This is a genomic window from Bradyrhizobium sp. UFLA05-112, assembly GCF_053572325.1.
Window position 1 is genome coordinate 16,232 of sequence record NZ_JBANBK010000032.1, and the last position, 12,289, is coordinate 28,520.

Sequence of the window (12,289 nt, forward strand, 5' to 3'; positions counted from 1 at the left end):
AGCGATCCAGGGGGCTGGGCAGGATCTGGATCACTTCGCCGCTTCTTCCGTCGCATTCGCGCGACGGCCGAAACTCACCTCGCAATGACGGAACTCTTTATTGTTTGAGCATGATCTTTCTCGGAAAACCGCTGCACACTTTTCCGGATCATGCTCGGTAACTAGAACGACAGCGAGGATACGATCCGGACCTTCATGTTCGGATCGAGCTTTTGCACGCCGAGCGCGACGATCTTCGCGCCCTCTTCCACGCCACTGGTGATGACCACGTCGTTGCTTTCGTAGGATTTGACCGTGACCGGCCTCAGCGCGACGGCGCCGTTGTCGTCGACGACATAGAAGGAGGGCTTGCCACCTTCGTTGAACAGCGCCGACAGCGGCAGCCGCGCGACGCGTTCGGTCGCGGCATCGGACAGCGTCAGCGTCGCCGTCATGCCGAGCGCGACCTTGTCGTCGGCTTCCGGCAGCGAGAACTTTGCAAGATAGGTGCGCGTGGCAGCATCGGCGGCAGGCGCGATCTCGCGCAGCTTCGCGGCGTACTTCTTGTTGGGTTCCGACCAAAGGGTGACGCTGGCGGTGCCCGACTTGGCGCGTCCGACCAGCGTCTCAGGGATCGCGACGACCGCTTCCTTCTCGGCAAAGCGGGCGACGCGGATCGAAGCCTGGCCCGCGGCGACCACCTGGCCGGGCTCGATCAGCGTTGCAGTGACGACGCCGCGGGCGTCGGCGTTGAGCGTCGCGTAGGAAAGGGAATTCTTGGTCAGCTCGACCGAGCGCTCGGCGCGATTCAACCGCGCGCGGGCCTCGTCGGCGGCGGCGCGGCTTGAATCCATCTGCGCGTCGGTGGTCCAGCCCTTGGCCTTGAGATCCTTGGCGCGTTGCTCGGCGGCGGCGGCCTGGGCCAGCACACCGGTCGCGGCGGTCTGCTCGGCCACGGCCTGCTCGGCCTGGAGCTTCAGATCAACTTCATCAAGGGTCGCGAGTGGCTGGCCCTCCTCGACGGTCTGCCCGACCTCGACCAGGCGCTTGGCCACCTTGCCGGCGACGCGAAAGCCGAGGTCGCTCTCGATCCGGGGCCTGATGGTGCCGACAAAGCTGCGCTCCGGCGTCTCGGCCTCGTAATGGGCGGTAGCGACCAGAACCGGCCGCGGCGGCTCGGCCTTTTGCGCCACGGTGTCATTACACCCGGCCAGCGCGATTGCCATCAGGGCCAGCGAAGCACCTGCCAAGAGCCTGGAATAGCTCGACAAAATCGACCGGACGAACATCGGACACTCCTGCGGCTGTGTTCCGGAGAAATGTCGACTAATCACTGATAAAAGTCAATAATCGTCAGTCATCAGAAAAACGTGAGCGTTAAGGGCTCGTAAGGGGCCCCTGTTCGGAGAGGTGGCATAGCAGGGTGGGCAAAGCCACCAGGTCGCGCGAACGCGCGCCCGATGACAGGCTCCGCGTGCCCACCGCGTCTGTCGCCATCGAGCAAAGATGGTGGGCACGGCGCGCGAAGCGCGCGCCTCTGCCCGCCCTAGGAAGCCGCTACCGGCCCTCCTCCGCGAACTCGTGCTCGCTCTCGTGGCCGCCGACGAAGACCAGGATGCCGGCGATCAGAGGCAGAACCGCCAGGACCAGGAGGCCGGTCGAGGTCTGGCCGGTGGCTTCCTTGACCCAGCCAATCAGATAGGGCCCGGCGAAGCCGGCGAGGTTGCCGATCGAGTTGATCAGAGCGATGGCGCCGGCGGCCGCCATGCCGGACAGCCAGGCGGTCGGCAGGGTCCAGAACACGCCGAAGCAGCAGAATACGCCGATCGCGGCCACCGTCAGCGCCACCATCGTCAGGATGGGATCGGTCAGATAGGAGGAGACGCCGAGCGCAGCGGCCGTGAGAAGGAGCGGCGCGCCGACATGCATCACGCGTTCGCGCGTGGCATCGGAATGACGCGCCCACAGAATCATCGCGATGGTGCCGAACAGGTACGGGATCGCGGTGACGAAGCCAGTCTGCGCGTTGGTGAGGCCAAACGCCTTCACGATCTGCGGCAGCCAGAACTGCATGCCGTAAAGTGCACCAACGAAGCCGAAATAGATCAGGCTCAGCGCAATCACCTTCGGCGACGACAAGGCTTCGCCGAGCGAGAGGTGCTTCACCGCCTGCTTGGCCGCGACCTCCGTATCAAGCCTGGCCTTGAGCCAGGCCTTCTGCTCGGCCGACAGCCAGTCCGCCTTCTCCGGCTTGTCCGTGAGATAGAACCAGGTGACGATGCCGAGCAACACCGACGGCACGCCCTCGATAATGAACAGCCACTGCCAACCCTGCAAGCCCAGCACACCATCGAGCCCGAGCAGCAGGCCCGAGATCGGCGCGCCGATCACGGTCGAGACCGGCACCGCGATGGCAAAGGCCGCGAGGAAGCGCGCGCGATATTCGGCCGGGTACCAATAGGTGAGATAAAGGATGATGCCGGGGAAGAAGCCGGCCTCGGCGACACCGAGCAGGAAGCGGAGGACGTAGAAGCTCGTGACGCCGTTCACAGTCGCCATCAGCGCCGAGATGATGCCCCAGGTCACCATGATGCGGGCGATCCAGCGGCTTGCGCCGAACCTCTCCAGCGCCAGGTTGCTCGGCACCTCGAAGATGAAATAGCCGATGAAGAAGATACCGGCGCCCCAGGAGAAAATCAGCGGCGTGAACTTCAATTCCGCATTCATGGTCAGCGCGGCGAAGCCGAGATTGACGCGGTCGAGATAGGAAAAGAAATAGGCCAGCACCAGGAACGGAATCAGGCGCCAGGAGATGGCGCGGATGGTCGAAGTCTCGATCGCGCTTTTGTTGGGGTTCTTGGCAGTGCCTGCAGAACCGGCGAAGGTTGTGGTCTGGCTCATGGCGTCCCCCTTGGTTTTGCTTTTTCTCGGGCTAGGGGCGGTTTTGAGCATCGCGGCGAAAGAGTCAATGGAGCAAGCAATGCACGGAACGCAATCGACCACCCCCGTTGCGCCGTTGCAGGTGTCGCTTACCCGCGCTGCCCTCGCCCTCGTCGTGATCGCCTGCGGCCTTTCCCTGCGCTGGTATGGCTTTCCGCTTGGGCTGCCCGCCTTCATAGTGAAATATGGCGGCTCGCTGCTCTGGGCGACCATGGTGTTTTTCCTGGTCGGAGCCGTGCTGCCACACCTGACGCGGACGCAGATTGCGGCCATTGCGGCAGCGATTGCGGTTCTGGTCGAGCTCTCCCGGCTGGTGCATACGCCCTGGCTCGATGCGTTCCGCCTCACGACCGCAGGCGCGCTGCTGCTGGGGCGAATCTTCTCGCCGTGGAATATCTTGGCCTATGCGATCGGTATCGTGTTCGGCACCTGGATCGACTGCTTCGTAGGGTGGGCAAAGGCGCCCTAGCGCCGTGCCCACCATCTTGCCTCAAAGAAACAGAAGTGGTGGGCACGCTTCCGCCTTCGCTCTTCGAGCTACGGCGGACAAGTCGCTTTGCCCACCCTACGAAGCCTAACCCACCCGACGCGGGCTACGAAGCCGCATCCTGCTCCGCCAATTGAAAGCGCTCGAAACGATCGAGCTCGTCCTCGATCCTGCGCTTCAACTCCTTGCGGCCGGCCGTCTTCCTGCCGTTGCCGACCCAGGTCCATTTCTGCATCAGGAGTTTTCTGTTCTGCCGGTCGGTCTTCAAATCGAGCGCGGCGGCGATCTCGTCGCCGACGAGCACCGGTAGCGCAAAATAGCCGAGCTTGCGCCTGGCCTTCGGCACATAGGCTTCAAAGAGGTGATTGTAGCCGAAGATCAGGTTGGTGCGCTTGCGCTGGATGATCAGGGGATCGAAGGGCGAGAGGATGTGCACGAGATTCGGCGGCGCGCCCTCGCCCGGCTCCAGCGCTGACGGCGCCGCCCAATGCTCCTGCTTGCCGGCGCCCTCGAGCGCGATCGGCACGAGATCGCCGCGACGGACCCGCGATGCGATCAGGCGCGCCACCGCCTTCTTGCTGGGCGCGTCGAGATGGCAGATCGAATCGAGGCTCACGAGCCCTTGCGACCGGAGCGCGCGGTCGAGCAGGTAGTTCGTACTGTCCTTCGCGGAGGCCGGCTTCGGCAGCTTGTCCCAGCCGAAATGGCGCGTCATCAGCTCATAGGTCTTGAGCATGCCCTGCCGTTCGCTGATCGTAACGGCGCCGGTGTAGAAGGCGAGTTGCAGCGCCCGCTTCGAGGGCTTGCGGCTCTGCCACAGATGCTCCTTCTCGGTGAGGACGTCATCATCGATGTCGCGGATCGTCAGTGGACCGGCCCGCACCAGCCGCATCACCTTGCGCATGTCGGCCGGGGTCACCGATGCGAACCATTTGTGCCCCTCACGGCGGTGCTCGCGCATCGCCGGCAGAAAAAAGCGGAAGTCGCTCGACGGGACGTACGACAGCGCATGCGTCCAGTATTCGAACACGCTTCTGTCGACGCTCTGGGCGTGGTGCAGATCGGCACGGCGATAGGACGGAATGCGGCTGTAGAGAATGTGGTGATGGCAGCGCTCGATGACGTTGATGGTGTCGATCTGCACGTAACCCAGATGGGCGATGGCATCGGCGACCGCTTGCGCGCCCGTGCCAAAGGGCTCGCACCTATCGAGCCGCTGCGCGCGCAGCCAGATCTGCCGTGCTTGCGACGTATGCAGCGGGAGTGGTTTGGGCGTTCGGGACATTGCGAGCGGCAATGTAGCGGGATTCGCAGGGAGTCAAACAAACAACGGCAAAGAAAAAGCCGCGCTGCCACCTGCTGACAGCGCGGCCGTAACAGGCACGAACGTCTGTGCTACTTTATCATCTGCGCCTTCATGTAGTGTTTGCAGGCGCTGGGCATCTTGCCGTTGCTCATGTCAGTGTTGGCCATCGCCATTTCCTTGCTCATGCCCATCTTGGTCGTGCTGTCGGGCATGGCAGCCACCGTCGTGAGCGTGGCGCCCATATTGGCGCCCGTGCAAGCCATCATCTTCGCCGAAGCGGGCGAAAGCGCGAGTGCGACAAAGGCGGTGGCCGTCAGCAAAGTTTTCATCGAAAAGCCTCCTCCATAAAACGAAACCGGCGTCATGCCGGCCTTCGCAATTACGTATTGTCTGCGAGGAGCGTTTCGCGGAGAAGACAATTTCATTGCTGCAATGCAAAGGGCCGGCCGGCTCAAGGGCTGCGCTTCGATCCCTTGGCGCGGTCGCCAACACTGCCAGTCGCGATATCAGGCTCGCAGGCGGCCTTGCCGCGGTCGGTCGCCTGGCAGCGATAGACGCTGCCGGTCAGGCGGTCGACCAGCCACATATTGTCCTCGGTCGCGCCTTCGAGGCCGACATAGCGATTGGTGAGACCCGTGACCAATGTCGATAGCAGGATCGCGACCGCGATCATCGCCGCGCCGATATAGACGGGCATTGAACTTTGCGAAGTCGTCCGATCCGGCGGGCCCCCACGATAGGACTGATACTCACTCGGCCTTGGCACTGTTCGGAACCGGCTCTCTTCGCGTGGCTAGCGCTTCTTCTGGGGTGAAGGGTTTTGCTAGGCGCCCATCTGGCCGATTTCTTGTTCGCAGCCGGGCCGCGCGACGACCGCTTTGCGGCCATCGTCGAGCAAGGTTGCCAAAACGAAGAGGCGGCCCGGATCGGGCCGCCGTTGCTTCGCCTGTTTGCTTATCAGCGGCGGCCGAACAATCCGCCCATCATGCCGCCGAAGAGGCCGCCGGGGCCGCCCATTGGGCCGCCACCGCCGCCACCACCACTATTATAATAGCGTCGGCCGCCACCACCGGAGGAGCGCCGGCGCGTTGGCTCGTCGTCAGCAGATTCTGAGGAGGCAGAGCGCGTCGAGATAATCTCCGACTGCAGAGCCTTGTGCTGAAGCTTGTTGAGGTAGCCGGTGGCGGGATAGCCACGTGCCGCCTGCCAGCGCTTGACCACTGAGCGCGTCTCGTCGTCGAACTTGCCGGTCGCCTTGACGTCAAAGCCGAGCCCGGTGAGGCGGCGCTGCACGTCGCGGCGCTGACCTTTGTCGAGACCGATCTGGTCCTCAGCGACCTGGCTGGCTTCCTCGGTAAAAGTGGCGGGATCGACCCCGGCGGTCAGATTGCGCGTGGTGTTCGACGGACCGTCCTGCAATGCCGCAATGCGAGCGAGAGCAATCGCCTTGAACGTGCCGTTCGGATAATTGGTGAGATAGGCGTTGAGCTCTTCCACCTTGTTGGAATCCTTGATCGAGCGCCAGAACTCGAGCTCGACGTCGGTGCCCGGCTTGGCCGAAGCCGATGCCGACGCACTCGAGGCATCGCTCGCGGCGGCATCCGGCGCCCCAACCGGATTGAGATAGACGTTACCAGTGAGGTTGGTATGGCCCCAGGGCAATTGACTCTTGTTGGTCTCGTCGTTGACCTGGGCACGGACCTTGGTCATCGCCTGCTGGATCTCGAGGCCGGGCTGGGCAATGTTGGCCACGAGCGCGCGGGTGAACGGGCTGTTGGTGCCGGCCTCGCCATCGAGAGCGGTCTGGCCAGGGCCGGTGGCAAACGCGATCAGCGTACCCTCGCCCGATTTCATCTCGGCAAGGCCGGTCTGCACGTTGACCGAGCGCGTGGCCTTGGCTGAACGAATCTTTGCCGCGAACGGATTATCACGGCAGGCGTCCAGAAACACGAGCTTCACCTTGGCGTCCGCCATGGTCTGATCGAGCGTGAGGTCCACGTTGATTGCCGCGCCCAGCTTGACGTCCATCTCGGATTTCAGGTCGGCATCGATCGGCAACAGGTAGTTGACGCCGTTCACGGCGATGCCGTGGCCGGCATAGAAGAACACGGCGACATCGGCGCCTTCACTCTTCTTGCCGAACTCCAGGAGCTTTGCCGTCATGGCGTCGCGGGTGAGGTTGGATCCCTCGACGACATCGAAGCCGACGTTGCGCAGCACCCTGGCCATCGCCTTGGAATCGATCGCCGGGTTGGGAAGCTGCGGGACATTCTTGTAGGCGGAGTTGCCGACCACGAAGGCGACACGCTTGTCGGCCAAGGCTGCGTTGCCGCTGATGAGAAATGTGGCGATTGAAATTGCTGCTAACAAGAAGCGCATGATCATTCTCCCCTGATCCAAACTTCCTGGCTGCCCTCGGATCGACCAAAGCCGATCCGATGTTAGCAATCTGATCCAGTCCACGAGAAAGCAATGTGATCTGGATCACTCGGGGATTTCTGCTGCTCGAACCGAGCTGGACGACGCTGCGACGTCTACTTTTCGGGCTGCTGACACAGCGGCAATAACGGCGGGTGACGAGCAATAAGAAGAGAATGTACCCGTTGGTGCGAGGAGTCCAGCGAGCCCGATGCCTGGCGACACCAACGGTTTGAAAAAGTCGACGATCGACGCCGCGCCCATTCGAAGCGCGAAAGAGACAGGCGTGCTTCCCGACCAACGCAAACGTCCCTGTCTTGTCGTGGTGAGGTGCTGCGCCAACCAACAGGCGATTGGATGCCGGCCGGCTCCGGCGCTAGAATAAGCATCGAGATCAATCCATTTCTGAATGTGATATGTATCACATCAGGGTGTTTGAACCTGACCTAGACTCGCAGCATCAAATCGCTATCAGGCGTCACAGCGAGGATTTGAGACAATGCCCCATTTCAACAAGCTTTTCGGATTGAAGGCGATTACCCTTTCGGCCGCGCTGTCGCTGACGGCAGGCCTGGCGTTCGGCGGCGACAACAACATCACCGCCAACCAGATCCTGAATGCGCTGAAGCCAAAGCCCCTGACCCGCGGCCTGTCCGTCGGTCCGCAGGCTGAGACTGCGGATCAGGCCAAGGAGGCGAGCTTCCTGAATACCGTGCGCAACCGGCAGACCCGTTCGCTCTCGATGGGCGAGCGCGATCAGATCGCCGACCTCGCGGCGAGCAAGCCGAAGATCGATCTGGAGATCCAGTTCGACTACAACTCGGCCAACATCGCCACGACTTCGGTGGGCTCGGTGCAGGCGCTCGGCAAGGCGCTGTCGGATCCGGCGCTGAAGGGCTCGACCTTCGTGGTCGCCGGCCACACCGACGCGATCGGCAGCGATCCGTTCAACCAGGATCTGTCCGAGAGGCGCGCCGACACCATCAAGAAGTACCTGGTGCAGAACTATGGCCTCAACGGCAGCGATCTCGTCACCGTCGGCTATGGCAAGACCAAGCTGAAGGACACCGCGAACGGTGCCGACCCGATCAACCGTCGCGTCCAGGTCGTGAACATGGAAACCAAGTCGACCGCCTCGAAGTGATGGCGGCATCCCATTCGAACACTCGCCCGCCGCGCCCGCGGCGGGCGAGTTTCATATCCAGTTCTGGAAGATCATCAACCGGTTGAAGGTCTGCATCGAGGTGCCGACGAAGGCCGCGGAGATCGGCAGCATGACGGCGAAGCCGATGGCTGCGACCGCGACATAGGTCCACAGCACCCAAGGTGGGAGCTTCTCACGTCGCAGCACATAGACCAGTGCCAGCGAGGACGCGGTTGCAGCCGGCAGATAATAGTAAATAAAGCCGAGCGTGCGCGGCAGCAGTGCCCATGCGAGATATGGGCCGAAATAAAATGCCGAGATCAGGAACACATCCCAGCGCCGCGTGACGATGAAGTCGCGCAACACGACGGCCAGCGCGAGCAGCGCCGGCCACAACACGAGGGGATTGCCGAGGAAGACGACCGCGGAGATGCTGTCGTCGCCGACCTTGTCGAACAGGAACCATACCGGGCGCACGAGAAACGGCCAGGACGGCCATGAGCTCATGTAGGTATGCCCGGCGATCGCAGTCGTGGTGTTGTCGGCAAAGATGCGCCGCTGCGCCTCGATCAGATCGGATGGCGACAGCCCATACAGCGGCACGAAGGTCGCAAGATAGAACACCGCCGGCAAGGCGACGAAGCAAAGTGCAAAATGCTGCGCCCTGAAATCGGGCCAGAGGTCGGGGCGATACCAGTCGGTCGGCTTCGCGTCGGCAAACAGCGTGCGCCAGCTCTGCATCAGACGGATCGCCGCGACGATGACGATGCAGACCGCGAGCGGAAACAGCCCGCTCCATTTGCAGGCGGCGGCAAGACCGAACAATCCGCCGGCCAGCGCAAACAACCGGTGCGGCCGCTCTCTCCGAAAGCCATGCATGAAGGCCGCTGACGCCAGCAGGCCGAAGGCAAGCGAAAAGACGTCGAGCATGGCGATGCGCGACTGCACGAACAGCATCTGGTTGAAGAAGGCGATCAGCGCCGCCGCGATCGCGGGCCCTTCCGCCGAAAACAGCACAACGCCGCAAAGATAGACCGCGACGACCGCGAGCGCGCCGAACAGCGTCGCCGGATAGCGCCAGCCCAGCGAATTGTCGCCGAAGATCGCTATCGACAGCGAGATCAGCTCCTTTGCGAGCGGCGGATGCATCGGATTGAGCACGGGCTTGGGCATCACCGGCTCGAGCATCTGCCGCGCCGCCGGCACGTAGTGCACCTCGTCGAACACGAACTTATCCGGCGTGGAGACACCGATCAGAAGCACGAGATGTGTGATCAGGAAAATCACGACAGCGATCACTGCTCTCCGCGACATAGGCGACGCAGGATTCACTTCGTGCTGTCGTTGTGGGGATGCTTTGCGTGGCAAATCTGCTTCACCGCGAAGAAAAATATCTTTGGTCGACGCATTGAACGCATTCTGCCGCTACTGTCACTAACCATGACGCTCGTGCTGCGCTACTAGTGATAATTATACCACATCGCAAGCGAGCGCGATCCGGTACGATACGGGACACATCGATCGGCGACGAAATGAATTTGCGACTTCGCGTTCTTCTTTCCTTCTTGCTCGGGGCTCTCTCTTGCGCGGCATCCGCCGCACAAGCACAGACGCGCGTCGGCGAAGCCGTGGTAATCCAGAACGAAGTGGTTCGCGTCGCGGCGACGGCGACGCAGATCAACGTCGGCGACGGCATGCTGCGCGACGAGACCGTGCGCACCGGCGCCGACGCCGCGGCACGCTTCGTGATGGCCGACAGCACCAATCTATCGCTCGGGCCGGGCGCCACGCTCAAGCTCGACCGCACCGTCTTCAACGACGAGCACAGCTATCGCGACGTTGCGATCCGCATGACCACGGGCGCGTTCCGCTTCGTGACCGGACATTCGGAGAAGGCCGCCTACAAGATCACGACGCCGCTCGCGACCATCGGCGTGCGCGGCACCACGCTGGACATCCTCTCGCAACGCGGCCGCTCCGTGGTCGTCTTGCAGGAGGGTGCGGCCAGCGTCTGCACGCTGGGCTTCCAGTGCGTGCAGCTCACCCAGCCCGGCGACACCGCGATCATCACCTCGACGGGCGGTCGGACCACGATCACCAAAACCAACTCGCCACCCTGGACCTTTGCCGCGACCTGCACGGCTGCGGCCGGGTTGTGCTCGGTCAACCAATATGCCGACGCCGCGCCGACCATCACGCCCGCCGTCCATGACGACGGCATGCTGTGCGGGCGGTGACCATGGCGAAGCTCGGAGTTCGCAGCATCGTCCTCTCGGCCGCCTTGATCGCGGTGACCACGCTCGTGCTGCTCGCGGTACAGTTGCAGCCGGCTGCCGCCCAGAGCTGCACCGAGTGCTCGCCGACGCCGACACCCACTCCGACGTACAGTCCCTCGCCGACCCCTACGCCCACGCCCTCACCCAGTCCTTCGCCGTCGCCTGCTCCCTCACCGACGCCCGGGGCGAACCCGACCACGTCGGGAGCCGACACCAGCGCCGGCTCGATCGGCGACCTCGCCAACCAGCGCTTCAACCAGATGATCACGAACCGGGTGCTCGGCTCGGTGCTGCTCGGCGTCAACGAGCAGGTCAATTGCAGCGACTGCATCAGCGCGTTCGGCTCGGCCGGCTCGTTCTCCGCCGGCGTCCATGGTCGCAAGGAGCTCACCAGCAATCTGTCCCTGCTCGCGGGCCTCGCCTACACGCAATACAATGAGGGCGGCTATCACGTCACCAGTGCGCCGATCGGCGCCTTTGCACTGCGCTACGATTTCACCGACTGGGGCTCGTCACGCCCGTTCTTCGACATAGGAACGGTGCTCACGCCCTGGGAGAAGGTGCGCTATACCCGCAATTATCAGACGAGCCTTGGCGCGGTCACCGTCACTGGCTCGGCCGACAGCTCGAATTACGCCGTCTACGGCCGGGCCGGCTGGATCAGCCGGATGTCGCCGCGCGACGAGGTCGCGGCCTCGGTCGAGTTCTGGCAGCTCTGGCAGCGAGTGTCCGGCTATAGCGACCCGACCGTCGCGTTCAACCCGTTCGATGCAACGATCGCCGGCGGCACCGATCGCACCAGCCTCGTCAAGCTCGGCGGGCAATGGACGCATCTGTTCGGCAGCACGGTGGAGGCCAACGTCAACGGCGGCTGGGTGCAATCGTTCGGCACGCATTCAGGCATCGTCGCTACCGTCACCGGCAACGGCACGGTGGTGCCGACCATCGGCAATCAAGGCTGGTTCGAATATGGCAGCCGACTCGGCTTCCGCTTCGCGCAAGGGTGGATCGTCGACCTCTTCGCCAACGGCACGCTCGGCCCGCAGCCCGTCGGCAACACCATCCACGGCGGCGTGGGCTTGCGTATCAATTATTGATGTATTGTAGGGTGGGAAAGCGAAGCGTGCCCACCGCTTCTATCGCAATTGGGGGAAGATGGTGGGCACGGCGCTTCGCGCCTTTGCCCACCCTACGATCCGTAGTCGTGGCGCGAGCGCGCCGTCATGCCGCGGACTTCCCCTCGAATGCGCGGCGCAAGATGTCGACATCCAGCTTGACCATCTTCATCATCGCCTGCATCGCGCGTGCAGCGGCGGCCTTGTCCGGACTCGACAGAAATTCGAACATCACCTTCGGCACCACCTGCCAGGACACGCCGTAGCGATCCCTGAGCCAGCCGCACTGCCCTTCACTGCCGCCATGAGCGAGGAACGCACTCCAGACGCTGTCGACCTCGGCCTGGTCGTCGCAATGGATCATCAGCGAGAGCGCGTGGGTGTACTCCATCTTCATGCCGCCGTTGAGCGCGACCAGGGGCTGACCGGCCACCGTGAACTCGACGACAAGCACGGAGCCTTCCTTGCCGGACGGATTGTCGGAAACGTTGCGCTGGACGTGCGTGATCGCCGAATTCGGAACGAGCGAGACATAGAACTTGGCGGCTTCCTCGGCATCGCCGTTGAACCACATGCAGGGCACGAGCTTGGACATCGTGAAGGCTCCTCTTCGATCCTCTGGGC

General features: G+C 63.1%; 12 protein-coding genes. 4 read left to right on the forward strand and 8 right to left on the reverse strand.

The window, feature by feature from the left end; translation table 11 throughout:
• Positions 1-161: 161 nt before the first annotated feature.
• Both SO180_RS19765 and SO180_RS19770 read right to left on the reverse strand, forming a co-directional pair.
• A complete protein-coding gene (locus tag SO180_RS19765; RefSeq protein WP_449380511.1) occupies positions 162-1,268 on the reverse strand; it encodes an efflux RND transporter periplasmic adaptor subunit in 1,107 nt (368 codons plus the stop codon).
• A gap of 268 nt (positions 1,269-1,536) precedes the next feature.
• The gene (locus tag SO180_RS19770) at positions 1,537-2,880 is read right to left on the reverse strand and encodes an MFS transporter (protein WP_449380512.1); all 1,344 of its coding nucleotides are present in this window, start codon (positions 2,878-2,880) and stop codon (positions 1,537-1,539) included.
• Between the two features lie 79 nt (positions 2,881-2,959).
• On the opposite strand from SO180_RS19770, the gene SO180_RS19775 reads away from it, so the two are divergent.
• On the forward strand, positions 2,960-3,388 hold the full coding sequence (locus SO180_RS19775) for a ribosomal maturation YjgA family protein (protein WP_449380513.1): 429 nt from the start codon (positions 2,960-2,962) through the stop codon (positions 3,386-3,388).
• Positions 3,389-3,512: 124 nt separating this feature from the next.
• Here the strand turns inward: SO180_RS19775 and SO180_RS19780 are convergent, their stop codons facing one another.
• From SO180_RS19780 to SO180_RS19795, 4 genes are all read right to left on the reverse strand, one after another.
• Positions 3,513-4,691 (reverse strand): winged helix-turn-helix domain-containing protein, encoded by a 1,179-nt coding sequence (locus SO180_RS19780; RefSeq protein WP_449380514.1) that lies wholly within the window; start codon positions 4,689-4,691, stop codon positions 3,513-3,515.
• Positions 4,692-4,801: 110 nt separating this feature from the next.
• The gene (locus tag SO180_RS19785; protein WP_449380515.1) at positions 4,802-5,041 is read right to left on the reverse strand and encodes a hypothetical protein; all 240 of its coding nucleotides are present in this window, start codon (positions 5,039-5,041) and stop codon (positions 4,802-4,804) included.
• Between the two features lie 122 nt (positions 5,042-5,163).
• On the reverse strand, positions 5,164-5,409 hold the full coding sequence (locus SO180_RS19790; protein ID WP_449380516.1) for a hypothetical protein: 246 nt from the start codon (positions 5,407-5,409) through the stop codon (positions 5,164-5,166).
• A 260-nt stretch (positions 5,410-5,669) separates the two neighbouring features.
• The gene (locus SO180_RS19795) at positions 5,670-7,091 is read right to left on the reverse strand and encodes a caspase family protein (RefSeq protein WP_449380517.1); all 1,422 of its coding nucleotides are present in this window, start codon (positions 7,089-7,091) and stop codon (positions 5,670-5,672) included.
• A gap of 538 nt (positions 7,092-7,629) precedes the next feature.
• On the opposite strand from SO180_RS19795, the gene SO180_RS19800 reads away from it, so the two are divergent.
• Entirely contained in the window at positions 7,630-8,274 is a 645-nt protein-coding gene (locus tag SO180_RS19800) for an OmpA family protein (protein ID WP_449380518.1), read from the forward strand.
• Positions 8,275-8,325: 51 nt separating this feature from the next.
• Here SO180_RS19800 and SO180_RS19805 read toward each other — a convergent pair whose 3' ends face one another.
• Entirely contained in the window at positions 8,326-9,588 is a 1,263-nt protein-coding gene (locus tag SO180_RS19805) for a phospholipid carrier-dependent glycosyltransferase (RefSeq protein ID WP_449380519.1), read from the reverse strand.
• A gap of 218 nt (positions 9,589-9,806) precedes the next feature.
• Between SO180_RS19805 and SO180_RS19810 the strand changes: the two genes are divergently transcribed.
• Together SO180_RS19810 and SO180_RS19815 are read left to right on the forward strand one after the other, a co-directional pair.
• Entirely contained in the window at positions 9,807-10,511 is a 705-nt protein-coding gene (locus SO180_RS19810; protein WP_449380520.1) for a FecR family protein, read from the forward strand.
• A 2-nt stretch (positions 10,512-10,513) separates the two neighbouring features.
• Positions 10,514-11,647, forward strand: coding sequence for a hypothetical protein (locus SO180_RS19815; protein WP_449380521.1), 1,134 nt, complete (start codon positions 10,514-10,516; stop codon positions 11,645-11,647).
• A gap of 124 nt (positions 11,648-11,771) precedes the next feature.
• Here SO180_RS19815 and SO180_RS19820 read toward each other — a convergent pair whose 3' ends face one another.
• Positions 11,772-12,260 (reverse strand): VOC family protein, encoded by a 489-nt coding sequence (locus SO180_RS19820; protein ID WP_449380522.1) that lies wholly within the window; start codon positions 12,258-12,260, stop codon positions 11,772-11,774.
• Between the last annotated feature and the right edge of the window lie 29 nt (positions 12,261-12,289).